This window comes from Streptomyces sp. AM8-1-1 (genome assembly GCF_032229325.1).
Lineage (GTDB): Bacteria > Actinomycetota > Actinomycetes > Streptomycetales > Streptomycetaceae > Streptomyces > Streptomyces achmelvichensis.
Map to the genome: position 1 here is coordinate 7,761,906 of NZ_CP135086.1, position 24,179 is coordinate 7,786,084.

General features: G+C 70.0%; 30 protein-coding genes. 12 read left to right on the plus strand and 18 right to left on the minus strand.

The features are described from left to right. Positions 1 to 78: 78 nt before the first annotated feature. Complete coding sequence (locus tag RPQ07_RS34610) at positions 79 to 1,743, plus strand: RICIN domain-containing protein (RefSeq protein ID WP_313948204.1); 1,665 nt, start codon at positions 79 to 81, stop codon at positions 1,741 to 1,743. Between the two features lie 185 nt (positions 1,744 to 1,928). Further along, a complete protein-coding gene (locus RPQ07_RS34615) occupies positions 1,929 to 2,657 on the plus strand; it encodes a beta-glucanase (RefSeq protein ID WP_313948205.1) in 729 nt (242 codons plus the stop codon). A gap of 98 nt (positions 2,658 to 2,755) precedes the next feature. On the opposite strand, the gene RPQ07_RS34620 is transcribed toward RPQ07_RS34615, so the two are convergent. Both RPQ07_RS34620 and RPQ07_RS34625 read right to left on the minus strand, forming a co-directional pair. After that, on the minus strand, positions 2,756 to 3,472 hold the full coding sequence (locus RPQ07_RS34620; protein WP_313948206.1) for a PH domain-containing protein: 717 nt from the start codon (positions 3,470 to 3,472) through the stop codon (positions 2,756 to 2,758). Between the two features lie 76 nt (positions 3,473 to 3,548). Continuing rightward, on the minus strand, positions 3,549 to 4,478 hold the full coding sequence (locus RPQ07_RS34625; protein WP_313948207.1) for an oxygenase MpaB family protein: 930 nt from the start codon (positions 4,476 to 4,478) through the stop codon (positions 3,549 to 3,551). Positions 4,479 to 4,678: 200 nt separating this feature from the next. Between RPQ07_RS34625 and RPQ07_RS34630 the strand changes: the two genes are divergently transcribed. Both RPQ07_RS34630 and RPQ07_RS34635 read left to right on the plus strand, forming a co-directional pair. After that, positions 4,679 to 4,882 carry a cold-shock protein gene (locus tag RPQ07_RS34630; protein WP_313948208.1) on the plus strand — a complete coding sequence of 68 codons (204 nt, stop codon included), beginning with the start codon at positions 4,679 to 4,681 and terminating at the stop codon, positions 4,880 to 4,882. A gap of 258 nt (positions 4,883 to 5,140) precedes the next feature. Continuing rightward, positions 5,141 to 6,502 carry an NAD(P)/FAD-dependent oxidoreductase gene (locus tag RPQ07_RS34635; protein WP_313948209.1) on the plus strand — a complete coding sequence of 454 codons (1,362 nt, stop codon included), beginning with the start codon at positions 5,141 to 5,143 and terminating at the stop codon, positions 6,500 to 6,502. A 69-nt stretch (positions 6,503 to 6,571) separates the two neighbouring features. Here RPQ07_RS34635 and RPQ07_RS34640 read toward each other — a convergent pair whose 3' ends face one another. Further along, the gene (locus RPQ07_RS34640) at positions 6,572 to 6,997 is read right to left on the minus strand and encodes a VOC family protein (protein ID WP_313948210.1); all 426 of its coding nucleotides are present in this window, start codon (positions 6,995 to 6,997) and stop codon (positions 6,572 to 6,574) included. A gap of 849 nt (positions 6,998 to 7,846) precedes the next feature. On the opposite strand from RPQ07_RS34640, the gene RPQ07_RS34645 reads away from it, so the two are divergent. Next, complete coding sequence (locus RPQ07_RS34645; RefSeq protein WP_313948211.1) at positions 7,847 to 8,209, plus strand: MerR family transcriptional regulator; 363 nt, start codon at positions 7,847 to 7,849, stop codon at positions 8,207 to 8,209. Between the two features lie 239 nt (positions 8,210 to 8,448). Here RPQ07_RS34645 and RPQ07_RS34650 read toward each other — a convergent pair whose 3' ends face one another. The 5 genes from RPQ07_RS34650 to RPQ07_RS34670 form a co-directional block, all read right to left on the minus strand. Beyond that, positions 8,449 to 8,691 carry a DUF6411 family protein gene (locus RPQ07_RS34650; protein ID WP_313948212.1) on the minus strand — a complete coding sequence of 81 codons (243 nt, stop codon included), beginning with the start codon at positions 8,689 to 8,691 and terminating at the stop codon, positions 8,449 to 8,451. Positions 8,692 to 8,915: 224 nt separating this feature from the next. Further along, positions 8,916 to 9,293: a hypothetical protein gene (locus tag RPQ07_RS34655; protein ID WP_313948213.1), complete on the minus strand. Its 378-nt coding sequence runs from the start codon at positions 9,291 to 9,293 to the stop codon at positions 8,916 to 8,918. A gap of 11 nt (positions 9,294 to 9,304) precedes the next feature. Next, entirely contained in the window at positions 9,305 to 9,610 is a 306-nt protein-coding gene (locus RPQ07_RS34660; protein WP_313948214.1) for an SCO5918 family protein, read from the minus strand. Positions 9,611 to 9,843: 233 nt separating this feature from the next. Beyond that, positions 9,844 to 11,376 carry a DEAD/DEAH box helicase gene (locus tag RPQ07_RS34665; RefSeq protein ID WP_313948215.1) on the minus strand — a complete coding sequence of 511 codons (1,533 nt, stop codon included), beginning with the start codon at positions 11,374 to 11,376 and terminating at the stop codon, positions 9,844 to 9,846. Positions 11,377 to 11,713: 337 nt separating this feature from the next. After that, positions 11,714 to 11,917, minus strand: coding sequence for a cold-shock protein (locus RPQ07_RS34670; RefSeq protein WP_030228921.1), 204 nt, complete (start codon positions 11,915 to 11,917; stop codon positions 11,714 to 11,716). Positions 11,918 to 12,332: 415 nt separating this feature from the next. Here RPQ07_RS34670 and RPQ07_RS34675 point away from each other — a divergent pair, with 415 nt between their 5' ends. Next, positions 12,333 to 12,782 carry a hypothetical protein gene (locus RPQ07_RS34675; protein ID WP_313948217.1) on the plus strand — a complete coding sequence of 150 codons (450 nt, stop codon included), beginning with the start codon at positions 12,333 to 12,335 and terminating at the stop codon, positions 12,780 to 12,782. A gap of 180 nt (positions 12,783 to 12,962) precedes the next feature. Here the strand turns inward: RPQ07_RS34675 and RPQ07_RS34680 are convergent, their stop codons facing one another. Further along, positions 12,963 to 13,451: a hemerythrin domain-containing protein gene (locus RPQ07_RS34680; protein WP_313948218.1), complete on the minus strand. Its 489-nt coding sequence runs from the start codon at positions 13,449 to 13,451 to the stop codon at positions 12,963 to 12,965. Positions 13,452 to 13,659: 208 nt separating this feature from the next. Here RPQ07_RS34680 and RPQ07_RS34685 point away from each other — a divergent pair, with 208 nt between their 5' ends. Then, positions 13,660 to 14,214 carry a cysteine hydrolase family protein gene (locus RPQ07_RS34685; protein WP_413777806.1) on the plus strand — a complete coding sequence of 185 codons (555 nt, stop codon included), beginning with the start codon at positions 13,660 to 13,662 and terminating at the stop codon, positions 14,212 to 14,214. 16 nt (positions 14,215 to 14,230) lie between these two features. Here RPQ07_RS34685 and RPQ07_RS34690 read toward each other — a convergent pair whose 3' ends face one another. The 3 genes from RPQ07_RS34690 to RPQ07_RS34700 form a co-directional block, all read right to left on the minus strand. Beyond that, complete coding sequence (locus RPQ07_RS34690; RefSeq protein ID WP_313948219.1) at positions 14,231 to 14,458, minus strand: DUF5133 domain-containing protein; 228 nt, start codon at positions 14,456 to 14,458, stop codon at positions 14,231 to 14,233. A gap of 142 nt (positions 14,459 to 14,600) precedes the next feature. Then, positions 14,601 to 15,056, minus strand: coding sequence for an ATP-binding protein (locus tag RPQ07_RS34695; RefSeq protein WP_391842024.1), 456 nt, complete (start codon positions 15,054 to 15,056; stop codon positions 14,601 to 14,603). A 158-nt stretch (positions 15,057 to 15,214) separates the two neighbouring features. Next, complete coding sequence (locus RPQ07_RS34700) at positions 15,215 to 15,574, minus strand: STAS domain-containing protein (RefSeq protein WP_313948221.1); 360 nt, start codon at positions 15,572 to 15,574, stop codon at positions 15,215 to 15,217. Between the two features lie 199 nt (positions 15,575 to 15,773). Here RPQ07_RS34700 and RPQ07_RS34705 point away from each other — a divergent pair, with 199 nt between their 5' ends. Then, positions 15,774 to 16,064: an SCO0607 family lipoprotein gene (locus RPQ07_RS34705; RefSeq protein WP_313948222.1), complete on the plus strand. Its 291-nt coding sequence runs from the start codon at positions 15,774 to 15,776 to the stop codon at positions 16,062 to 16,064. Positions 16,065 to 16,080: 16 nt separating this feature from the next. Here the strand turns inward: RPQ07_RS34705 and RPQ07_RS34710 are convergent, their stop codons facing one another. Then, positions 16,081 to 17,970, minus strand: coding sequence for an ABC transporter ATP-binding protein (locus RPQ07_RS34710; RefSeq protein WP_313948223.1), 1,890 nt, complete (start codon positions 17,968 to 17,970; stop codon positions 16,081 to 16,083). Positions 17,971 to 18,280: 310 nt separating this feature from the next. Between RPQ07_RS34710 and RPQ07_RS34715 the strand changes: the two genes are divergently transcribed. After that, on the plus strand, positions 18,281 to 18,520 hold the full coding sequence (locus RPQ07_RS34715; RefSeq protein ID WP_313948224.1) for a DUF2630 family protein: 240 nt from the start codon (positions 18,281 to 18,283) through the stop codon (positions 18,518 to 18,520). A gap of 72 nt (positions 18,521 to 18,592) precedes the next feature. On the opposite strand, the gene RPQ07_RS34720 is transcribed toward RPQ07_RS34715, so the two are convergent. Next, complete coding sequence (locus RPQ07_RS34720) at positions 18,593 to 19,390, minus strand: glycosyl hydrolase family 95 catalytic domain-containing protein (RefSeq protein WP_413777863.1); 798 nt, start codon at positions 19,388 to 19,390, stop codon at positions 18,593 to 18,595. Positions 19,391 to 19,406: 16 nt separating this feature from the next. Beyond that, positions 19,407 to 20,030: a CGNR zinc finger domain-containing protein gene (locus tag RPQ07_RS34725; protein ID WP_313948225.1), complete on the minus strand. Its 624-nt coding sequence runs from the start codon at positions 20,028 to 20,030 to the stop codon at positions 19,407 to 19,409. A gap of 57 nt (positions 20,031 to 20,087) precedes the next feature. On the opposite strand from RPQ07_RS34725, the gene RPQ07_RS34730 reads away from it, so the two are divergent. Then, complete coding sequence (locus RPQ07_RS34730) at positions 20,088 to 20,882, plus strand: AzlC family ABC transporter permease (protein WP_313948226.1); 795 nt, start codon at positions 20,088 to 20,090, stop codon at positions 20,880 to 20,882. Next, a complete protein-coding gene (locus RPQ07_RS34735) occupies positions 20,879 to 21,193 on the plus strand; it encodes an AzlD domain-containing protein (protein WP_313948227.1) in 315 nt (104 codons plus the stop codon). Before RPQ07_RS34730 ends, RPQ07_RS34735 begins: the two co-directional genes overlap by 4 nt. Before the next feature lie 195 nt (positions 21,194 to 21,388). On the opposite strand, the gene RPQ07_RS34740 is transcribed toward RPQ07_RS34735, so the two are convergent. Further along, a complete protein-coding gene (locus tag RPQ07_RS34740; protein WP_313948228.1) occupies positions 21,389 to 21,880 on the minus strand; it encodes a peptidylprolyl isomerase in 492 nt (163 codons plus the stop codon). A gap of 138 nt (positions 21,881 to 22,018) precedes the next feature. Between RPQ07_RS34740 and RPQ07_RS34745 the strand changes: the two genes are divergently transcribed. Then, positions 22,019 to 22,987, plus strand: a complete 969-nt coding sequence (locus tag RPQ07_RS34745; protein WP_313948229.1) for an SDR family NAD(P)-dependent oxidoreductase — start codon at positions 22,019 to 22,021, stop codon at positions 22,985 to 22,987. Between the two features lie 127 nt (positions 22,988 to 23,114). On the opposite strand, the gene RPQ07_RS34750 is transcribed toward RPQ07_RS34745, so the two are convergent. Both RPQ07_RS34750 and RPQ07_RS34755 read right to left on the minus strand, forming a co-directional pair. Next, the gene (locus tag RPQ07_RS34750; protein WP_313948230.1) at positions 23,115 to 23,279 is read right to left on the minus strand and encodes a hypothetical protein; all 165 of its coding nucleotides are present in this window, start codon (positions 23,277 to 23,279) and stop codon (positions 23,115 to 23,117) included. A gap of 188 nt (positions 23,280 to 23,467) precedes the next feature. Beyond that, complete coding sequence (locus RPQ07_RS34755) at positions 23,468 to 24,172, minus strand: class F sortase (protein WP_313948231.1); 705 nt, start codon at positions 24,170 to 24,172, stop codon at positions 23,468 to 23,470. Positions 24,173 to 24,179 lie beyond the last annotated feature (7 nt).

Sequence of the window (24,179 nt, forward strand, 5' to 3'; positions counted from 1 at the left end):
TCCCGCAGGTAACACCGATGCGTTTTCTCCGTGACGGCGGACCAGTCGGTGGTGCGTACTGAACGAGGAGTCAACAGGGTGCCAGAGCTCCACCAGGTCGGGCCCGACCCCGCCGACCACATGCCGGACTACGCCGCCCTGTCGGACGCGGAACTGACCGAACGCATACGCGCCGGCGCCCCGCCCGCCTTTCCTGCCACCCAGGAACTCAAGCGCCGCCACCTTCCGGCCGTGCTCTCCTATGCCCGGCTCTGCGGGCGAGACCAGGTCGCCGGCAATCAACTGGCCGTCCAGGCCTTCGATCTCGCGGCCCAGGAGGCGATCCGCGGCATCGAACCGCGTGGGAACTGGCGCCACCACCTGCTGATGCTCGTTCAGCGAGTGGGCCTGACCTGGGCCGAGGGCAACCGCCGCGACCGGCTCGAACCGGACTTCGCCGCATGGGCCGACGAGTCGGCCGATCGCGCCGAGTGGAGTCTGCCGGAGTCCCGGCGCCCCCCGTTCGAGAAGTCCTCCGCGATGCTCGCCGGCTTCTACGGGCTGCCCGAGCTGACGCGGGGCATCCTCTGGTACTCCGTGGTCGACCGCGAACCGGACGACACCGCGGCGACCTACCTCGGCGTCCGGCCCGCCATCGTGTCCGAGCAGCGGACCAAGGCGCAGGACGCCATGCGCCAGGCCTACATCAAGGCCTACCTCGTGCGGGCCGACGACAAGAGGTGCGCCGGCTTCCAGCGCATCATCGAGGCCTCGGTGCGGCCGGGGGACCGGCGGCGCAGCGACGACCTGACGAACCACCTGGCCGAATGCACCGGCTGCACCCGGCTGATGGCGACCCTCGCCCGTATGACCGCCAACCCCCGTGGTGTGTTCGCCGAAGGACTGCTCCAGTGGGGTGGGGCGGTGTACGCGGCCCGCCGCCCCGCGCGTGCCCTGCTCGACGCCGTGCCCGCCCAGCCGGAGCGGCCGCCGGCCGCGAGCCACCGGTCGGCGCCTGCCGCCTCGGAGCCCAGGCGGGGCGCGCGGCTGCGGACCCGGCCCGTCGTTCTGGCCGCCGTGGCGGTGGCGGCCGCGGTGATCGCCGGCACCGTGCTGGCGACCACGTCCGGGGACACCGCGGGACCCGTGGCGAGCGACCGTCCGACACCGCCGCCGCAGCCCGCCTGGCCCCCCGCGTCAGCGCCCTCGCCCGCACCGTCTCCGTCACCGTCACCCAGCCCCACCCGGGAGGCGTCGAAGACGCCCGAGCCCCTGCCGACCCCCACGGCGTCCGCTCCTGAGTCCCCGGCGCCCACGCCCTCCAAGGCTGTTCCGCCCCCACCCGCGCCGATTGTGCCGGGCGGCGGCTACACCCGCGTCGTCAACGCCGGTTCGGGGCTCTGCCTGGACATCGAGGACGGTGTGATGGAGAACCGGACCGATGTCATCACGGTCCGCTGCAACGGCGCCGAGACCCAGCAGTGGAGTCTGGAACCGGGTGGCCTGCTGCGCAGCAACGCCGACCCCGACTTCTGCCTGGACTCGCGCGGCGACACCGACCGCGGCGTGGGCATCTGGTCCTGTTCGTCCGCCGACGGCAGGAACGGCATGAACCTCCGTTTCACTGTCGACGCCTCCGGAGCCGTACGGCCGTACATCGCCCTGGACTTCGCGCTCGAACCGTCGGGCGATTCGGAGGGCAGTTCACTCGGCTTCGACCCGGCGGACGGGAACAGCGACCAGCGCTGGACCGCCGGTACCTGATGCTTCGCCGGTGCACTCCGCGCCGAACCCCAGTCACGGCATGAGGTCGCGATCTGCCGACGACCGTGACCGGAGTCGGCGGACCGGCCGCGTCAGGACGCCCCCTCGCTCGTTGAACGAGGTGGCGGACAGCATCCTCGGCGTGAGCACCCGGCATGCGCTGTTGCTGTCGGAAATGAGGCAGCATGACTGACCAGGCGTTGTCGGTGTTCGGCCGGATCAGGCAGCGGCTCACCGGGGCAATCCCCGGCCCGCGACGACCGCGTGGCCGGCTGGTGTTCACCGCCGACTTCTCGTCGACGGACCAGTGGGTCGCGGGCCGCTCCTGGGCCTATCCGAACGGCGGCCCCACCAACCCCGGTGATCACAAACTCGACCACCTGGTGTCGGACCCCGCCTACTCGCGCCGCGGCGTGTTCCGCGCGACGCCGGGCCCCGACGGGACGTGGTACGCGGGACTGCTCACCACCGAGGGCAGCCGCGACGACTTCATGGTGCGTACGGGGGATGTGCTCGAAGCCCGGGTACGCCTGCCCCGTGAGGTGGGTGCGTGGCCCGCGATCTGGACCTGGTGGGAGGGCGGCAACGAGATCGACGCCTTCGAGTACCACCCCGACAACCCCGACCTGCTGGAACTCTCCAACCACATGAGCGGCGCGGGCCATTACCACCGGGATCCCGCCATCCGTCCCGGCGCATGGGTGAACCTCCGCGTCGAGCTCGGCGCCCGGTCCGTCGTCTGGTGGGTCAACGGCGTCCGGGCCTTCACCGACGACGCCGGCCTCGACCGTGACTGGCGCGCGTATCTCATCGTGAACCTCTCCGTCGCCGACGGCACCTACCACCCCGCGCCGGAACCGGGCCGGACGTCCCTGTCGTACGAGGTGCGGCGGCTGCGCGTGTACCGCTCCTGACAACCCCGGGGCCGGGCACGGCCGACATGCGGGCCCGGCCAGGTGAGCCCGGCCCGCACCGAGTACCGAGCACCGACAGTCCGACCGCGCCTGCGGACTCAGAGGTTCCGCAGGCTGCGGCGATACGACGCGAGCGCCGTCAGGACGAAGATCAACGGCAGGCCGACACCCATGACCGCCCATGGGCTCAGCACTGATTCCAGCCCTTCCGGCAGGTCCGTGAAGAGGGGCACCAGCATGATGGCGATGAGCGGCAGAAATCCGAGCATGGCCCACGACATACCGGACAGGAGCGCGGCCTGCCGGGCGTTTCTGCGGTCGATGAGAACGGCGGCCCGTGCGTCGGGTGCCCAGTCGTCCCCGCGCAGTTCCGTCCAGATGTCGAGCAGCAGTGCCATCTCCCGCTCCATGGACACGTGCTGGTCGTCGACGTAGGGAAGCTGGAGTTTTCTGCCGTCCCGTCCATAGACGAAGGTGATGTAGGTCGGAGCGGCGCTCTGCATGGCCGCGGCAGGATTGAGCTCGGCGCGGATGTCCTGGACGTCCTCCCAGGCCACCCTTCGGCGCCGAAAGAATCCCCGGACCCCGATGGCCTTGATGTCGGCCGTCGTGGCACAGCGCCGGGAGCCGTACACCAGCCAGCCGAACAGCGCCACGACGGCCAGCGAGACGACGGTCCTGATGCCCGTCGGTATCTCCTCGATGGTCAGCACGGGCAGCAGCGCCGCCGGTGTCGCGAGCAGGATCATGGTGATCAACAAGCGCAGACGTCCGGAGCTCATCCGGTATTCGAGCGGCAGTCTCTCGTAGCTCACGCCCTACCCCCGTAGTCGCAATCGTGCCGCATTGGGACTGGCAGTGTAGGGACGTACGGTCGGTGCGGCCAGAGCGTCAACGAGCAGGTGAGGCAGGTGAGTTGGGAGTGGCAGCCGATTCCCGAGGCGGCCGGACGGCCGGTCGCGCGGGTGGCTTCATCGCCCATCGGATGGTCGAGGTGAGAGCGTGTCCGGCGGGCCGGACGAAGGCTGTCTCGACGTTGGGCAGATGGGGGAGTCCCAGCAGCTCGCGCGCCCACGGGGGAAGGGTGGAGACCGCGTTGGCGGCCAGGACGGCGTACGGACCGCGGGCGACCCACGGCAGGGGCGGGTGCCGCAGGACGAACCGGGCGGCCTCGCGGGCCTCTTGGGTCGCACGGAGTTCCGGCCGGTACGCGGCCAGTTGTTCGGCGAGACCGGCACGGTCGAGCGGTGGGTCGGAGATGCCGAGTGCCCGGGCCACGCGTGCGGTGTCGGCCACGTAGGCGTCGCACCCCGCTCCGTCCAGGGGCCGTCGCCCGTACCGCTGATGGGCACGCAGGAAACTGTCGACCTCGGCGACATGCACCCAGGCGAGCAGATGCGGATCGGCGGCGCGGTACGGCTCACCGGCGGCCGTCGTCCCCGTCACGCGGCTGTGCACCGCCCGAACGCGGTCGACGGCGCTCTGGGCGTCGTCGGCCGTGCCGTAGGTCGTCACCGCCAGGAAGGTGCTGGTGCGCTGGAGCCGGCCCCAGGGATCGCCGCGGTAGCCGGAGTGGGCCGCCACCGCGGCCATGGCCAGCGGATGCAGGGACTGGAGCAGCAGCGCCCTGAGCCCGCCGATGAACATCGACGCGTCCCCGTGGACGGTCCGGATGGGCCGCTCAGGACCGAACCAGCGGGGTCCCGGCGTGCCGTGGATACGCGCACGGTTGTCGGGACCCGCGGGGCCTGCGACGCGGGTGAACAGGCTGCTGCCCAGGCGCTCGCGCAGGCCGGAGACCCGGGGCACGGGGATGTTCACCCCTCAAGTATCCACCCGGACAGCCGGACGCCCGGATCCGCGCGACGCGGGTCCGTCCGTGGGCTCGGGGCGCCGGCCGCAGAAGGATGACATGACTGCAACCGCCCAGGGGTATGGCTGTTCTCGGCTCCCCCGAAGGAGCTGAGGCGGTCCGGGACCCGGTCCGCCTCGGGCATGGACACAGAAGGACACACACCAGCATGGCCAGTGGCACAGTGAAGTGGTTCAACTCCGAGAAGGGCTTCGGCTTCATCTCCCAGGAGGGTGGTGGACCGGACGTCTTCGCGCACTACTCCGAGATCCAGGGCAACGGCTACCGCGAACTGACCGAGGGCGAGCACGTCACCTTCGACATCGGTCAGGGCCAGAAGGGTCCGCAGGCGCAGAACATCGTCCGGGGCTGAACGGCACCTCTCGCCGCGGGGCTGCATCCGTCCGGTTCGCAGCCCCGCATCCCGTCCGTCTGTATCCCGTCCGTCTGTATCCCGTCCGCCTTGTATGCCGTCGACCCCTCATTCCGTCGGCCCGGGCGCCGCGTCGACCGACGTGGTGGCGGCCGAAGACTTGCGGGTGTCCCAGGCGCCGGAAGGATGGGGTGTGCAAGACCGCCGAGGCTGGGCAGCCGACGAGAAGACCTGCCGGGCGGAGAAAGGACGGGCATCGTGGCACGATCGCGGATTCTTGTGGTGGGGGCCGGCTTCGCCGGCATCGATTGCGTACGCCGGCTGGAGCGCAAGCTCTCCCGTACGGACGTCGAGATCTCCCTGGTCACGCCGTTCTCCTACCAGCTCTACCTTCCGCTGCTGCCCCAGGTGGCCGCGGGTGTGCTGACGCCCCAGTCGGTCGCCGTCTCCCTGCGCCGCAGCGCCAAGCACCGCACGCAGATCATTCCCGGCGGCGCGATCGGTGTGGACACCAAGGCAAAGATCTGTGTGATCCGCAAGATCACGGACGAGATCGTGAATCAGCCGTACGACCACCTCGTGCTGGCTCCCGGCAGCATCACCCGGACGTTCGACATCCCCGGACTCGTGGAGCACGGACGAGGGATGAAGACGCTCGCCGAAGCCACCTACATCCGCGACCATGTGATCGCCCAGCTCGACCTCGCCGACGCCAGCCACGACGAGGCGGAGCGCGCCTCCCGCCTCCAGTTCGTCGTCGTGGGCGGCGGTTACGCCGGGACCGAGACGGCCGCGTGCCTGCAGCGGCTCACCCAGAACGCCGTGAAGCGGTATCCGCGCCTGAACCCCGAACAGATCAAGTGGCATCTGATCGACATCGCCCCCAAGCTGATGCCCGAACTCGGCGACAAGCTGGGCCTCGCGGCGTTGGAGATCCTGCGCAAGCGCGGTATCGAGGTGTCCCTCGGGGTGTCGGTCGCCGACGTCGGTCCGGAGAAGGTGACGCTCACCGACGGACGCGTACTGCCCTGCCGCACGCTCATCTGGACGGCCGGCGTCGCCGCCAGCCCGCTCGTCGGCACGCTGAACGCGGAGACCGCCCGCGGACGGCTGGTGGTGCGCCCCGACATGACCGTCCCCGGGGCCGACGGTGTCTTCGCGCTCGGCGACGCCGCCGCGGTGCCGGACCTCGCCAAGGGCGACGACGCGATCTGCCCGCCCACCGCCCAACACGCCCTGCGGCAGGGCCGCAAGGTCGCCGACAACGTCATCGCCCAGCTCCAGGGCCGGCCGCTGGAGCCGTACGCGCACAAGGACCTGGGCCTCGTCGTGGACCTCGGAGGCAAGGACGCCGTCTCCAAGCCGCTCGGCATCGAGCTGCGCGGACTGCCCGCGCAGCTCGTGGCGCGCGGCTATCACTGGTCGGCCTTGAGGACGCATGTCGCCAAGACGCGTGTGCTGACGAACTGGATGCTCAACGCCGTCGCCGGCGACGACTTCGTCCGTACCGGCTTCCTGATGCGCGGCCCGTCCACCCTGCGGGACTTCGAGCACACGGATGCCTATCTGACGCCCGAGCAGGTGCGGGAGCACACGGCCTCCCTGCGCGCGCGAACCTGAGGGAGCCGGTCAGCCGCGGGACCGGACCGCCGTCCCGCGGCGACCCGGCCCGCTGCCGTGCGCGCGGCGTCAGGTGACCAACTGCCCGATGCCCAGCATGTTCCCCTCGCTGTCGCGGAACCACGCGCCCCGTTCGCCGCGCGCCCCCTTGCTCGGGTAGTTCCCGTCGATGTCGGCGATGGCGCCCCGCGTGCGCAGCCCGGGCAGATCGACCGCTTCGAACACCACGCCGCGCCGCTGCAGTTCGGCGACGACGGACTCGATGTCCTCGACCTCCCAGCCCATCTGCGTGAAGGTCCCCGGCGACCCGCCGGCGGAGAGGAACAGGGCGAAATCGACGCCCCCGCACCGGTACAGCAGCCCGCCCGGACGCTCGTCGACCGGCTCCAGGCCGAGCTTCTGCGCGTAGAACAGCCGCGCTCGGTCCAGATCCTGGGCGGGCAGCCGGGTGGCCACGCGGGAGCGGCCCAGCATGCTCGTGTCGTCTGCGTTCATGTCTCCACTGTGCACGCCGAGCGGGCCCGGCGCCGGGATGAGCGAGGGCATCGCGGGTACCCGGTCGTCATGGATACGAGGATGCACACGAGCAGGCAGGACGTTCCCGGCACCTGGGCGCTGATGACCGCGGTCGCTGTCGCCACGATCATCACGGCACTCCTGATCGTGATCATCTAGGGGCTGTCGTGTGGACCGGGCCAGGCTCCTCGAGCCTGGCCCGGTCCACACGACAGCCCCAGGGACGCGCCCGGCCGGTTCCTCCGTACGCGCCGCACGCCGTCCCCGCCGACAGGCAGTGACGACCGGCGGCGGACGGGTCGGCAGGCCCGACGTGCCTCACCGGATGACGCCAGAACTTCGAGCTCCCGGCCATGAGGAAAACTGTCGTGGCGACGGTAGACATGCTCTTGGTCGAGGACTACAGTCTCCCCTGAGACCACAAAGTGAGTGAGGCGCGGCAGACACGAACTGCCGCGCGGCAGGACTCATGCAGGAGTGGCACGGCAGTGGAGTGATGGGGCCGGACGCAGGAGTGGGTCCCATGGCTGACTGCCGGACCAGGTGGCCCGAGGGGCCATGCATCACCCCAGTACCGAAGAAGGATCAGAAAGAGGCAAGGAGGCAGACGCCATCAGGATCCCCCGGGCGGACTTCGAAGCGCCCGGGTACCGCAGGCCCCGGATTGGAAGGTGGTCCCCGGTCACGCATATGCGATCCCCGCACGCCCGTCCTGAAGGACTGGTACGCGGAAACAGAGAGCCGGTGCTGTAACAGACCGGCAGATGGTGTTGAAAACCCCTCGGGGCCTGGGTGCCACTCGGTACCCGGGCCCCTCGACGCGTTCCAATGGATGAGGTGTCAGTGACCGCAGAGAACATGCCCGGCCCGCACGACCGTCTCGACGACGATGACTATCCCGCGTACACCATGGGCCGAGCCGCCGAAATGATCGGGACGACTCCCGCCTTCCTCCGGGCCATCGGTGAGGCCCGTCTCATCACGCCGCTGCGTTCCGAGGGCGGCCACCGGCGGTACTCCCGCTACCAGCTGCGTATTGCCGCGCGGGCGCGCGAGCTCGTGGACCAGGGGACGCCGGTCGAGGCCGCCTGCCGCATCATCATCCTCGAGGACCAGCTCGAAGAAGCCATGCGTATCAACGAGGAACTGCGCCGCCCCGCTGCCGGGTCCCATCCGAAGGCCGACGCCTGACCGGTGGGCCTGCCGCGGTTCCGTCGTGCCGGGGAGCAGGCGCGCGTCGCGCGCCTGACCCGGTCGGACGCCGGCCGTCGGGACAGGCCCGGGCCGGTCAGCCGTCCCGTCCGCGGTCACTGCCACCAGGACGGTTCCGGGGTCGCCGGGACCGGTGGCGATAAGCGAGTACGACCAGCACGATCACGCCGGCGAGCAGCAGAAACTTCACTTGTGTCGTCTCCCGGGTCGTGTCGCTGTCAGAACGGCATCTTGCGACGCGCGCGACGGCCGGCGGAGCCGCTCTTGCCGACAGCCCGCGAGCTGCTGTGGAACGGCTTGCTGAAGAGCCGCCCGAGCAGGCCGGGAGCCTTGCTGCCCGCGCGTGCCCCCATACCGAGCGAACGCTGCGTACCGCGCTCGGGGTGCCGCGAGAGGCGCGGCAGGAGGAAGGCGAGTACGGCGAGCACGACACAGAGGGCGATGACGCCTGCGATAACCATGACGGAATCCTTTCGAAGGGTGCGGTGTCTGCCGCGTGCCCGTCATGCATGCATCTACGCTCGTCGGCGCGTGTGGGGTCCGTCGCCCTGGCCAGCGGACTTGCCTGCGTCACCGCCGTGCAGCCCTCGGACGAATCCGTACCGGCCCTGCGGAACCCTGCGATCCGTGCGCCGTGCGCTCGGTCCGCCCCTGTGCCCGGACACCGCCGGGCACAGGGGTGCTGTCAGTTGTCCGAGTAGCTGAAGTCCCCGACCGTCCAGGCGCTGACGTCCTTGATGGCGATGCGGTACATGCCACCGGTTTCCGGGATACCGAGCGTGCCCTGGAGGATCCGGGCGACGTGGAAGTGCAGATGCGTCGGCGGCTGCCCCTCCTCGCGACGGTGGGCGGCGACGTCGGTCTTCATGAAGATGCTGGAGAACGGTCCCAGCCGGTCCGAGTCCTTGAGGACCTCGGCGACCCGTTGCCTCCACACGGTTTCGGGGGCCAGGCGGCCGGTGATGACAGCGCCGTGTACGACCACGGTCAGGGACATCTGATTGGTTTGCTCCGACTCCACCATCGCGGCGACATCGACGAGCAGATCATCAGGCTTCGACATGGGCAGCGATTCTACTGTGCGGGAGTGCCGAGAAGCGCTGAGGCGTTCTCGACCGGAGTCAGCGCGACCGCCGGCTCCTCAACTGGGACGGCGCGGCAGGTGAAGCCCAGGCGGACCAGGGCCCGGGTCACTTCGGCGGCGGTGAAGTCGCGGCGGTCCTGCCGGGTGATGACTTCACCGACCTGCTTGACGGGGTAGTGCCGTCGGCCGATGATCACGGACTCTCCCGTGATGGGTTCGGGCTTGATGCCCTTCATCGCGTCCTGGACTTCGTTCTTGAAGAGGTCGAACGGGAAACGGGCGATGACGCAGCGCATGATGCCTCACAGGTCGAGGGGAAGGCAGGGCCGGGGTGCGGTCCGCGGGATGGAGTACACGGTACGGGCGATGGCCGGTGGCCGGGTGCGACTGTGCACCGGCAGGCGCCGTGGAGACGGTGACTTCACGTGAAGCCGCGTCGACGGAGCCTGCCGGTACGGGTGGTTCATGAACCGGACAGGTCCTCGTGAACCGCAGTCGTGTCCCTGGGGCGTGTCCGCAAGGACACTCCCTAGGCGGCCGCGCCGCGGACCGGCCGCTGCGAACTGCCGGACGCTGTCCGGGAAGTGCTGCCCGCACGGCGGGCCTGGGCGGGCCGGCTGCGCCTGCCGCGCGAGGAGGAGGACGCACCGCGCTTGGCACGCTCCGCCGCCGGTGCGGCGATGGTGACCGGAACACCCGACGGCGCCTGCGCGCCGGTGATACGGCTCAGTTCGGCCTCACCGGAACGGACCTGCGCGGTCTGCGGGGTGATGCCGGCGTCCGCCATCAGCCGCATCATATCGCGCCGCTGGTTGGGCAGAACCAGCGTGACGACACTGCCGGACTCACCCGCTCGGGCGGTGCGCCCACCGCGGTGGAGGTAGTCCTTGTGGTCACTCGGCGGGTCCACGTTGACGACCAGGTCGAGATTGTCGACGTGGATACCGCGCGCTGCCACGTTCGTGGCGACGAGCACCGTGACGTGCCCCTCCTTGAACTGGGCGAGGGTACGCGTGCGTTGCGGCTGGGACTTGCCGCCGTGCAGCGCCGCCGCCCGTACACCGCTGTTCAGCAGATGCTTCGTGAGCCCGTCGACCGCGTGCTTGGTGTCCAGGAACATGATCACCCGGCCGTCGCGCGCGGCGATCTCGGTGGTCGTCGCGTACTTGTCGGTGACGTGGACGTGCAGCACGTGGTGCTCCATCGTCGTCACCGCGCCCGCCGAGGGGTCGACGGAGTGGACGACCGGGTCGTGCAGGTAGCGGCGCACCAGACGGTCCACATTGCGGTCCAGGGTGGCCGAGAACAGCATCCGCTGGCCCTCGGGGCGCACCTGGTCGAGCAGCGCGGTGACCTGCGGCATGAAGCCCATGTCGGCCATCTGGTCCGCCTCGTCGAGAACGGTGATGCCGACCCGCTCCAGCGAGCAGTCGCCGCGGTCGATCAGGTCCTTGAGACGTCCGGGGGTCGCGACGACCACCTCGGCACCGCCGCGCAGCGCGCCGGCCTGACGGCCGATCGACATCCCGCCGACCACGGTCGCCAGCCGCAGCTTCAGCGACCGGGCATAGGGGGTGAGCGCGTCGGTGACCTGCTGCGCGAGTTCACGCGTGGGGACGAGGACCAGAGCGAGCGGCCGCCGCGGCTCGGCGCGCTGACCCTCGGTACGGGCCAGCAGGGCCAGGCCGAAGGCCAGGGTCTTACCGGAGCCGGTGCGTCCGCGGCCCAGCACGTCGCGTCCGGCAAGGGAGTTGGGCAGGGTGGCGGCCTGGATCGGGAACGGCACGCTCATGCCTTCCGCGGTCAGCGCGGCCATCAGGGGAGCCGGCATGTCCAGGTCCGAGAAGGCCGCGGCCGGGGGCAGCGCCGGGGTGATCGTCACCGGGAGAGCGAACTCGCCCTGGAGCGCGGCCGGTCGACGTCCGTAGCCGCCGGAGCGGTTGGGGGCGCCGGAGCGGTTGGGAGCACCCGAGCGGCCGCCGGTCTGGGAGCGGTAGCCGCCCCTGCCGGAGCCGCCGCTGGTGCGGGAGTAGCGGTCGTTCGTGCGAGTCGTGCGGTTCATGAAGAACCTTCCTCGATGCGGTACGTATCGAGGAATTCCGGCAGCGGCATGCCGCACGGAGATTCGCAGGAACGGACCGGAAAAAGATGGAGCGAAACAGGGGGAATACGGCTGCCTCGTCTGTCTGCGGGAGGCGAGAATTCGCCTGAAGGCAGGGAAAGTGCGGGCTGAACGGACCCGGTCGGGCCTTTCGCCATGGAGGGGCGCGTTCACCCGCTGCGGGCTGCCGGGGGCCGGATCGGCCCCGCATGGCGCCCGCGTGCAGATGCTGCGAAAAGCAACGAGCTGGGGCCCGCACCCCAAGGTGCGGGCCCCAGCTGCGTCGTACGTGTCAGCGTCAGGCGGGAACGATGTTCTCGGCCTGCGGGCCCTTCTGGCCCTGCGTGACGTCGAAGTTCACCTTCTGGCCTTCCTGAAGCTCACGGAAGCCCTGGGTGGCGATGTTCGAGTAGTGGGCGAAGACGTCAGCGCCGCCACCGTCCTGCTCGATGAAGCCGAAACCCTTTTCCGCGTTGAACCACTTCACGGTGCCACTGGCCATGTCATATCTCCTTCGGGGCGTTGCCCAGAGGACCGCACTGTGCGGACCTCGAGTCGCCGTGATGATTGCCCCGTTCCGGAGGACCGGAAATGCAAAAGTGCTCTCGCCGGTTCAGAAAACCGCTGAGGGCACTTGAAGTCTTTGGGAACCACAACTGCAACTGAGATCAACATTAGCACGGTGGCGCCGCGAGTGCTCGTGACGTTGCTTGTCGCCGGGAAATGGCGGCCAAAATTATTGCGGCCGTGGAGGCTAATTCTCCAGTTGCCGTAGGAGAAATATTTCCGGGGCCTGGGCAGGCGCCGGCCGGCCGGTGCGTGGTCTTGCTCCTCGGACCCCCTGTGCTGCCCGGCCCGCAGCGAAGACCACCCGAAGTGCCGAACATACGGCGATGGCGGCAGGGGACACGTGAAGGGTGAGTGACGAACGGAACGACGGCCCCGACGCGGCGCACCGGCGCCCGGTGGGCGTGAGTGACAAGACGGTCGAGGCGCTGGGTGCCTTGTCGAAGGCGCTGGAGACCACGGAGCGGGCGCGCGGGCATCTGTACGGATTCCATCAGCTGACCGGCTCGGCGGACCTGCAGCTCGACGACGCCGTCCGTCTCCTGCGCGAAGCCGGCCACGATCGCCTGGCCGATCTCGTCGAGCGGGAGATCCTGGGCCGGAATGTCATTCCCGGCCACTGGACCTTCCAGATCGTCGAGGCCTACAACGAGTCCTACTACCGGCCGTTCCAGGACGTCGAGCGTCAGGTGCGCGATCAGCTCGCCGAGGGCCGTGACCATCTGTACGAGGCCGAGATGAAGGAGGCCCGCCGGACCCCGCGGCACCCCGATCACACGGCGCTGCCGCCGGGTTCCTGACGGGCGCCGGGGAGCCGGGCCGGGCGGGTGAGAATCAGCGCGGGTGCCGGGGAGCCGGGGCCGGGCGGGCACCTCGAGGCCGGCACGCGGCCGAGGGGCGGCCGCGTCGAGGCGGCCGCCCGCGGACCCGACGAGGCTCAGCCCCGCGCCGAGGCGCCCGACGCCGGCCCCGGGCGAGGCTCAGCCCCGGACGAGACGGCGTACGTTCTCGATGTCGCCGCAGTCGGACGCCAGCTGGTCGGCCCTCGCCTTCATGAACGCCCTGCCGAGTTCGGTGCGGCGATCGCCGGCCACGTTCTCCCGGGCGTCGTTCAGCAGCGTGCGCTCCTCCTCGTCGAGGTGGTGCGCGACGGCCTCGGACAGCTCCTCCAGCTTCTCGTCCCACTCCTCGCCGCCCGTGTCCTCGACCTCCAGCAGGTGCAGCAGCGCCTCATGGCCCTCGTCGTGCTCCTCCGAGCCGTGCTCGACCTCGTCGTTGTCGATGTCCTTGTACCGCTTCAGTGCCGGGTAGACCTCGGACTCCTCCGCCTCGGCATGCGCGACGAGGAGTGCGGAGAACTCCCGCAGCGCCTTCGCGCGGTCCTCGTCCACACTGCGCATCCGGCGGAACAGGTCCTCCATGCTCCGGTGGTCCTCGAGGATCAGTTCCACCACGTCGTCAGAAGCCATGACGGCCACTCCTCTCCTGCGCGCCGTCGGCCCGGACTCGTGGCCGGGCCCGGCGCCACCTTCGATGTGTCGACCGTGTTCCCCGCGACGTGACCGGCACTCCGGGTGATCGGGCCGACCATCCGTTCGGCGAGGGCTCCGCGGGCGTCGGGATGCTCCTGGAATGCCTCCCCTGCATGATCATGACGGGAGTGGAACCATGGGCACCATGACCACCACGGAGAGCCTGGGCAACCGTGCCGTCATCGTGATCGACATGATCAACACCTACGATCACCGCGACGCGGATCTGCTCATCCCGTCCGCCGAGCAGGCCGTCCCCGCGGTGGTGCGACTGATCGAACGCGCCCGGGAGCACAAGGTCCCGGTCATCTACGTCAACGACAACTTCGGGCAGTGGCGCTCCCACCACGGCGAGCTCCTCGAAGCCGCTCTGTCGGGCCCCCACGCGGACCTGGTCGAACCGCTGAGGCCCGATGACGAGTCGCTGTTCGTCGTCAAAGCACGTCACTCGATCTTCTTCGAGACTCCGCTGTCCTATCTGCTGGGCCAGCTCGGCGTCGACCACATCGTCCTGTGCGGTCAGGTCACCGAGCAATGCGTGCTGTACTCGGCCCTGGACGCCCACATCCGGCATCTGCGGGTGACGGTGCCGGACGACGCCGTCGCGCACATCCATGCCGATCTGGCCGAAGCGGCGCTGCGGATGATGGACCGCAACATGAACGTGGAGATCCGAGGTACGGACAGCATCGAGTTCTGACGAGGGCGCGGGCGGCTCAGCTCACGACGAGCGACTCGCCCTCAGGGCAGGCGCCGGGGAGTTGACGGCGGGCCGCGATGAGCGCGGCCGTCACATCGCGGGTGCCCGTGGAGACGCACAGGGTGTAGGCGATGTCGTCCATCCGCTGCCGGACCCGGGCGCTGCCGGTCTCGGCGTGCAGCGTCCTCAGCGTTTCGTACCGGTCGATCAGGTTCTTCAGAACCGCAGGGTGAGCCATCAGCACGGCAGGTCTCCTTGTCCGCCACAAACGCCCAATTGCCCCTGATAGTGGACCGGCTGCCCGATCCCTGCATCTCCATGCCCCGTACACATATGGGGGTGCGGCGACCTGGGTGGATTTCCTTCGGCTCGGCGGCCCGGAAACGTCAGGGCGAGCCGGGCACGAGCGGCACCCGGACCTTGATCCTCTTGCCGAAAGGTTCCCGCTGCACCTGGAAGCCCTCGGACAGCGCCATGACGATCTCGAGGCCGTGCTGGCCGACACGGGTGGGCTCGGGGCCTCGCACGAGCGGCAGCGCGGGGCTGGAGTCCGACACGGTGATCTCCAGTACCCGTCCGGCGAGCTCCAGGCTCAGCGAGGAGGGGCCGGGGGCGTACTTGCAGGCGTTGGTGATCAGCTCGCTGACGACCAGCTGGACGGCGCCGACGGCGTCACGCGCGACGGCGATGCCGTGCCGGACCTGGAGCCGGGTCAGGAAATGGGCGGCGAAGTGCCGGGCCGCTGCGATGGAGCCCGGTGCGCCGTCGTACGCGGCGCCGGCCCAGGCGGCGGGTTTGCGGGCGACGGCGTCCGTCGCACTGCCATCGGCCCCCGTATCCATCATTCACGGCCCCTGTGTCCCACACCATGTCCCACAACATTCACGCCACACATAACTGTGGCGGCCTCTACCCGCCTTCCACTGTCGCACTCCCCGCAGGCCCGTGAGATCTGGTTGGGCAATCCCGTGGGCCCACCGGCCGCGTGGCGCGGTGCCCCTTATCGCGTGGTGGCCTCGTCGACCGACGGCCGGAGATCGAGGACCCCGTCGGCGCCGGTCAGGTCGAGAAGGCGCTCCAGTTGCGGGCCCGGCGCCGCGATGCGCAGGTCGGTGGCCTGGTGGATGCGCAGGAGCAGGTTGAGGAACGTGGAGTCGGCGAAGGTGATGCCGGAGGCGTCGAGGACGACCGTGGCATGCGTTTCGGCTGCCTGGGTGAGGGCTTCGGTGAGCGGCGGGAGGTTGTTGAGATCGACCTCGCCCCGGGCGACGACGACCCAGACGTCGCCGACGGCGTACTGCGTGTCGAGGGGTCCCGTGGAGGCCGATCTGTTGCCGGACGGCAACTCTTCACTTGTCATGGCGCCCATGGAAGCGAATATGCCAGTCGATCCGCAAGGACATGAGGGGACGAGATCACCGAATGACAGAACCCGACGGAAGGGGAGCCCGTTCCGGCCGGCCCCCGGTCGCCTACCCATCGCAGTTGAGTACGCGTACTCATCAAGGGCACCGCGTTCACGGACAGACTGACCGGACCGACGAGAGAGGCTCTTGAGAATGCTGAAGCACCGACGACTCCGGTACTCCTCCCTTGCCGCGGCTGGGGTGGCCGCGGCCTTCCTGGTCACCGGCTGTTCGATGGAGGACGCCATCTGCAGCAACGGCGAGTACCCGGTCAAGGCCGTCGGGGGCACCACCGGCAGCGCCTGTGTCCCCGACGACGAGGAACCGCCCAAGGGATACGTCCGCTACCCGAAGGGCAAGGTTCCCGAGCACGTCGACGACAAGTGGGACAAGTACTGGAGCACGGTCGTCGTCGACGAGAACGGGAACGTCGTCAAGGACTGACGGCGCATCCGCCGGTTCAGCGGACCGGTTGCGCCTCCGCGGTGCCCGGGCGGTCGAACTGCGTCCGGTACAACTGCTCGTAGCGGCCGCCCTCGGCCAGCAGCTCGCTGTGGGTGCCCCGTTCGACGACCCTGCCGTCCTCGACCACGAGGATCAGATCGGCCGCCCGTACGGTGGAGAGCCGGTGGGCGATCACGACGGCGGTACGCCCCTCCAGCGCCTCCGCCAGCGCTTCCTGGACGGCCGCTTCCGAGGTGGAGTCGAGATGGGCGGTCGCCTCGTCGAGGATGACGACCCGCTGACGGGCCAGCAGCAGGCGGGCGATCGTGAGCCGTTGACGTTCTCCGCCGGAGAGACGGTAGCCGCGCTCGCCCACGACGGTGTCCAGACCGTCGGGCAGTGAGGCCACGAGTCCGTCGAGACGCGAACGCCGCAGTGCGTCCCAGATGTCGTCCTCGGTGGCGTCCGGCCGGGCGAGCAGCAGATTGGCCCGGACGGACTCGTGGAAGAGGTGGCCGTCCTGGGTGACCATGCCGATCGTGTCGCGGATCGAGTCCGCGGTCAGGTCGCGCACATCGACGCCGTTCAGGCGGACCGAGCCCGCGTCCGCGTCGTAGAGCCTCGGCAGGAGCTGAGCGATCGTCGACTTGCCCGCGCCGGACGAGCCGACGAGGGCGACCATCCGTCCGGGTTCGGCGCGGAACGAAACGTCGTGCAGCACTTCCGTGCCACCGCGGGAGTCGAGCGTGGCCACCTCTTCGAGCGAGGCGAGAGAGACCTTGTCGGCGGAGGGGTAGCCGAAGCGCACGCCGTCGAACTCCACCGAAACGGGCCCGTCCGGTACGCGGCGGGCGTCCGGCTTCTCGGCGATCAGCGGCTTCAGATCGAGGACCTCGAAGACCCGCTCGAAGCTGACCAGGGCGCTCATCACCTCCACCCGCGCGCCGGCCAGTGCGGTCAGCGGGGCGTAGAGGCGGGTGAGGAGCAGTGCGAGGGCCACCACGGCGCCCGGCTCCAGAGTGCCGCGGAGCGCGTAGTAGCCGCCGAGCCCGTAGACCAGGGCGAGCGCCAGCGCGGACACCAGGGTGAGCGCGGTGATGAAGACGGACTGGGCCATGGCGGTACGGATGCCGATGTCCCGCACCCGGCGGGCTCGGGCGGCGAACTCGGCCGACTCGTCGGCGGGCCGGCCGAACAGCTTGACCAGCGTCGCGCCGGGGGCGGAGAAACGCTCGGTCATCTGGGTCCCCATGGCGGCGTTGTGCTGCGCGGCCTCACGCTGGAGCCGGGCCATCCGGGCACCCATACGGCGGGCGGGGATGACGAACACCGGCAGCAGAACGAGCGCGAGCAGGGTGATCTGCCAGGAAATGCTCACCATCACGGCGAGGGTGAGCAACAGGGTCACGAGGTTGGAGACCACACCGGAAAGCGTGTTGCTGAACGCCCGCTGCGCTCCGATGACGTCGTTGTTGAGCCGGCTGACGAGTGCGCCGGTGCGGGTCCGGGTGAAGAACGCGACCGGCATCCGCTGCACGTGGTCGAAGACCGCCGTCCGCAGATCGAGGATCAGGCCCTCGCCGAGCGTCGCCGACAGACGGCGGGTGAGCAGACCGAGCCCGGCCTCCGCGACCGCGATGACGGCGATCAGCAGAGCGAGGCGGGTGACCGTGCCCGAGTCATGTCCCTTGACGATCGCGTCCACGACCCGCCCCGCGAGCACCGGCGTGGCGACGGCGAGCAGGGCGGTGATCACGCTCAGCAGCAGGAACCGGTAGACCTCGCCGCGATGGGGCCGGGCGAATGCGCCGATGCGGCGGAGGGTGGCCCGGGAGAACGGCCTCCTGTCCTCCTGGGCGTTCATCGCGCTGTGCAGCGATGTCCACGCGGTGACTTCCATGTCCATGGGCGGTGCCTCCGGAGAGTGTGGGCCGGCGCTCGGATCCCGTCGGCCGGCATGGCCCGGGGCGCACGGACAAAGCTAGGACCTCAACCAAACTTGAGGTCAACTGCGTCGGGAGTCGGATGCTCGGGCCCGGTCGGGGTGCGGTGGAGAGCGTCGGGTGCACGGTGGCCACCGTAGGGGTCGGCGCGAGACCTCATGGTGCGTTCCCGCCCGGCCGCCGCCGACCGCGTCCGGTGCCCGGGGGAGGGCTACAGTCGTGAAGAGGGCGACCGCGATCTCCCCCATGACACGTCACTCCGAGGAGCACACGATGCCGGATGACATTCTTCAGACGATCGACGCCCTGGTCGCGGAGGAGCACCAGCTCCGCTCCCAGGCGCCCGGCTCGGGTCTGGACGCCGCCGAGCGGGCCAGGCTGGAGCAGTTGGAACAGCGCCTCGATCAGTGCTGGGACCTGCTCCGCCAGCGCCGTGCGCGTGTCGAGGCGGGCGAGGACCCGGCGGACGCCCGGGCGCGCCCGATCGACGAGGTCGAGTCGTACCAGCAGTAGCGAGGGCGCGAGCCCGCCGGGCCGGACGTGCACCTGCTCCCGTGTGACGCACGCGGGAGCAGATGCGATGGCCTACTGCGCGGGGCGGATTCGATAGTGCGTGCCCGTCACCGCGGTGAAGGCCGTGACACCGGACTCCGGACGCGTGACCGGCACCTGTACCCCGGTGGACGTCGTCACCGTCACGGCGCGTGCAGTACGGAGCCGCGCGGGCCCGCTCGCCCGCGCCCGCAGCACCGCCTCGGTCAGTACGCCGCCCGCCCAGGTCACATCGACCTCGAAGCCGCCGCGCGCCAACAGACCCCGGACACTGCCGTTCGGCAGGCCCGGCGGCAGTGCGGGCAGCAGCTGCACCTCATCGTGCTGGCTCTGCACGAACCATTCCGTGATCCTGGCCGTGGCACCGAAGTTGCCGTCGATCTGGAACGGCGGATGCAGATCGAACAGGTTGGGCGCGGTCCGCTCGGGTGTGAGCAGGTCGGACAGCAACTGATGGGAACGCTCGCCCTCCTGGAGCCGCGCCCAGAAGTTGATCTTCCAGGCGAGCGACCAGCCCGTGCCCGCGTCCCCGCGCTGCACCAGGGTCGTCCGGGCGGCGGCGAACAGCTCGGGCGTACGGGTGCGGCTGATCTGGTTGCTCGGATGCAGCCCGTACAGATGAGAGATGTGCCGGTGCTGCCGCTCGGGGGCGCCGGCGTCCCAGTCCTGTTGCCACTCCTGGAGCTGTCCGTGCGCGCCGACCTTCATCACGGCGAGCCGGGCCCGCGCCGACCGGGCCTGGGTGCGGAAGTCGGCGTCGACACCGAGGACTTCGGCGGCACCGGTGACGGCGTCGAACAGATCGCGCAGAAGCTGGTTGGTCCGCGGGATCGTGTCGGCGCGTGTCTCAGGGCGCCTTGCTGCCCTGCGGGCCTGCCGACGGGTGCTTCCGGGCGTAGTGCCGGCGCGCGCGGTCCCTGTTCCCGCAGTCGCCGGAGCTGCACCAGCGGCGTGTGCCCGCGCGACTGCGGTCCAGGAAGAACCAGCCGCAGCCGGGGCCCGCGCAGCGGTGGATGCGGCGCAGGTCGTCGCTTGCCAGGAGTTGCTCGGCTTGCAGGGCCAGCGTGCCCCGGAGTGCGGCGAGGCCGGGCGGGGCGGGCTGCCAGCGCAGCGGAAGGGTGGGGGGCAGTGCGGCCGTCGCTCTGGCCTCGACCAGGGCGCGGCGTACGGAATCCCATGCGGGCCGCGGCAGCGGCCGGTCATCGACCAGGGCGTCGAGGACGGCCCACAGGGCCTCGCGCAGCTCGACCAGGGCGAGCAGCGCCGGCTCGTCCGCGTCCTGCCCGGCGGTTGCTCCGGACCGGAGCACCCCGGCCGCGACACCCCAACGGGCCCATCCGTCCGCACCGTTCACGCGATCCGCTCGGCGTGCATCGTCATGGCGCCAGGCGACGGTGTTGACGAAATCGAGCACCGGGTGTCCGCCGATCATCGCGACGTCGGCCGTGGTCGCAGGACCTTCCTCATTCACGGGACCAGCCTACCTCTCTAACGACCATAAGGGCCTCATGGGTGTTAGCCTGAAGGCATGAACGCTGCACGGTTCAGGGAAGGCATGGCCGTCGGATCAGGGCTCGCCATGGCGGCGTTCGCGCTCGCCGTGAGCTTCGGCGCCCTGTCGCAGACCCAGGACTGGGGCACGGTCGCCCCGATCGTGTGCTCGGTGATCGTGTTCTCGGGCTCGGCGCAGTTCGCCCTGCTCGCGACGCTGGGCGCGGGCGGCGGAGTGGTGACGGCCGTCGCCGCCGCGGCTCTGATCAACAGCAGGTTCCTGCCCATGGGTATCGCCGTGGCCGGTGATCTGCGGGGCGGGCCGGTGCGCCGATCGCTGGAGGGACAGACCGTGGTCGACGGCTCCTGGGTCGCCGCACACCGCGGCGGCGGCCGATTCGACCGTGACCTGCTCCTCGGCGCGACCGCGGTCCAGTGGCCGGCGTGGATCGGCGGAACCGTCGTGGGTGTCGTGCTGGCGCCGGACGCGGATCTCCTCCATACGCTCGGTCTGGACGTGCTCACTCCGGCGTTCTTCGTCGCGCTCCTGCTCGACGAGGTGCGCAAGGAGCGCGCGAATCGTGCCGCGGCCGTGCTCGGTGCCGTCGTCGCCGGTGTTCTGGTGATCTTCCTGCCGACAGGACCCGCCTTGATCGGGTCGGCGTCGGCCGCTCTGATCGCCCTGTTCGTACCGCGGAAGACGTCGGGGAGCAGGGCCGGCACACCAGGCGAGGCTGAGCCTGCGGGCGCGGAAGCCAAGGCCGAGACCGGGTCGGACGAGACCGGGTCCGCCGAGACGGAGTCGGCCGAGACGGAGGACGCAGCGCGATGACCATGACCACCCTCTGGATCGCCATAGCCGCGACAGCCCTGGTGAGCTTTGCCTTCAAGGCCGTCGGCCCCGTCGTCCTGGGGGGCCGGGAACTGCCCGACCGTGCGCGGTCCGTCATCGCGCTGCTCGCGCCCGCGTTGCTGGCGGGATTCGTGCTGGTGGAGACGGTCGGCCCCGGCTGGCGCGACCTGGATCTCACGCTGCTCGCGGGTCTCGGTGTCGCGCTCGGGCTGCGGCTGCTGCGTGTCCCGCTCGTCGTCTCACTGCTCGCGGCGGTCGTGGTGACGGCACTGCTCAGGCTGTGGGTCTGAGCTGCCGCTGCCGCTGCCGTACGGCGGAGACGGCTTGCGCCGCCGGCATCGACGGGCGTGTGCAACAGCGTTCCGTGGTACGGCTGTTGCAGGGCGCAGGCGCTCGCGGCGCCCGGCCGTGAGGAGGGTGTCATGTGCCGGTCCGGGGGCAGGGGGCATCGCGCCCCCTGCCCTGGACCTGTGCCGGGCGAAGGGTCAGAGCGTCCCGGACTCGGTGATGGCGATGCTCGCGGAGGTACGCCCGTTCTGCGAGCCGTAGCTCTCGATCTTCGTCACGAGGTCCTGGCCCGACGTGACCTCGCCGAACACGACGTGCTTGCCGTCCAGCCACGGGGTGGGGATCGTCGTGATGAAGAACTGCGAGCCGTTGCTGTTCGGACCCGAGTTCGCCATCGACAGCAGGAACGGCCTGTCGTGCTTGAGCTGGAAGTTCTCGTCCTCGAACTTCGCGCCGTAGATGCTGCGGCCGCCCGTGCCGTTGCCCGCGGTGAAGTCGCCACCCTGGAGCATGAACTGAGGAATGACCCGGTGGAAGGGCGCGCCCTTGTAGCCGTAGCCCTTCTCGCCGGTGGCGAGCGCGCGGAAGTTCTCCGCGGTCTTGGGCACCACGTCGTCGAACAGATCGAACTCGATCCGGCCGGCGGGTGCGTCATTGATGCTGATGTCGAAGTACACCTTGATCGTCATAGTCCTCATCCTGACATCTCGACCGTGCGGGTCGACAATTCATCGACACAGGGTGGCGCGGCGGCTGCGGTGTGTGCCCGGCCGGGCGCCGATCCAGCCTACGCGCGGGCTCGCGCCCCCGCGCGTAGGCTGAAAAGTATGGACCCACGACAGCACAGCATCGGATCGGGGTTCGGAGCACTCAGCACCACGGACGACGTCCTGGCCGGCATCGACCTCACCGGGAGACTCGCCGTCGTCACCGGCGGCTATTCGGGAATCGGGCTGGAGACCGTGCGCGCCCTGACCGGCGCCGGCGCCCGTGCGGTGGTACCGGCACGACGGGTTGCCCGGGCCGAGGAGGCGCTCGAGGGAATCGCCGGCGTGGAAGTGGACGAACTGGACCTCGCCGACCTGGAGAGCGTACGGACGTTCGCCGATCGTTTCGTCGCCTCCGGCCGCAGCATCGACCTGATGATCAACAATGCCGGGATCATGGCCGCCCCCGAGACGCGTGTCGGCCCGGGCTGGGAGTCCCAGTTCGCGACCAATCACCTGGGCCACTTCGCCCTGGTCAACCGGCTGTGGCCGGCCATCGCGCAGGGCGGCGGACGCGTGGTCTCGGTGTCCTCCAGGGGCCACCAGTTCTCCGGAATCCGCTGGGACGATGTCCAGTTCGAGCACGGCTACGACAAGTGGCAGGCGTACGGACAGGCGAAGACGGCCAACGTGCTGTTCGCCGTGCAGCTCGACGCCCTGGGCCAGGGTTCCGGAGTGCGGGCGTTCTCCCTGCATCCGGGAGGCATCGCGACCGCGCTCGTCCGCCACCTCCCGCGGGAGGAGATGATCGCCGCCGGCTGGGTGGACGCCGAGGGCAATGTCACGATGGAGGGCCTCAAGACCCCGGTGCAGGGCGCCGCGACACAGGTGTGGGCGGCGACGTCTGCGCAACTGGACGGAATGGGCGGCCTCTACTGCGAGGACTGCGATGTCGCCGAACCGGCCGCGGACGACGCCGTGATGACCAGCGGGGTCAAGGCGTATGCGACCGATCCCGAGGAAGCGGCACGGCTGTGGGTCCTGTCGGCCGAACTCACGGGCGTCGATGCCTTCGCGGCGACCGCCTGACACAGTCGAACCGGCGAACGGCGACCGCCTGACACAGTCGAACCGGCGAACGGCGACCACCTGGCACAGCCGAACCGACGAGCGGCGACTGCCTGACGCGGTCGCGCCCGACGATGAGAGAGAGCCCTCAGCCGTCGGCGTCGATGACGCGTACGACGAACGAGTCGGTGTCGAGGTCCATCACCACGGTGGCGGCGACGCCCTGCTGCTGTTGCTCGGCGGCGAACTCCTCGGCGTCCCACGACCCGCGGGGAGAACCGGCGGGGAAGGTTTCCAGAACTGTCTGGCTCATGACGTGTCCCTCCGCCATCCGACTGCGTTCGAATCCCGTTCCCTTCGCTTGTTGCCTGTCCACGCATATCCATGCCACCGGCCGCGCCCGGGCACGACCGAGGCCCCGACCCGGTTGGGGCCGGGGCCCGTCCTGCGGCCCCTGGCTCTCTTCGGATCGGGGCCCGGAGGCCCTACTCCCGACCTGCCCTATGCGGCTGCGTCGAGGTGTGCGAAGACGACCACGTTCTCCGTGTAGTCCTTGGCCTTGTGGTCGTAGTCGCCGCCGCACGTGATCAGCCGCAGCTGGGCGTCCGGAGCGTCGGCGTAGACACGGTCGTTGGGGAAGTTGGCCTTGCTGAAGCTCTCCACCGAGTCGACAAGGAAGTACGCGGTCGTACCGTCCTTGCGTTTGATGTCGATCTTCGTGCCCGGGAGCACCGAACTGAGCTGTGCGAACACGGCGGGGCCGGTCTTGGTGTCCACATGACCGGCGACGATCGCCGTCCCGCGCGCCCCGGGGGCGACGCCGTCCTTGAACCAGCCGACCAGATTGTCGTCGGCGGCAGGGGGAGCGTCGAGCTGGCCGGACTTCCCGATGGCCAGCCCGGTGAAGGGCGCGTCGACGCCGATCGCGGGGATCGACAGCCGCGTCGGCGCGGACGGTGGCATCGCCGGCTTCTCTTCCGCGGCGGCGTCCTGTTCGGGAGCCTGTGCGACCACGGGCGGGACGGCACTCGTCGTGCCCTGCGTGATGCCCTGGGCCGTGGTCTGCGCCGAGGTATCGAAGGAGCCGGTGATCAGGACCAGGCCGAGTCCGATCGCGGCGGCCGGCCACATCAGCCGGCGGACGACGCTGCGTGACGCGCGATCGGACCAGGACGAACCCTCAACCGGGGACAACTGACCGGCCATGACGGAG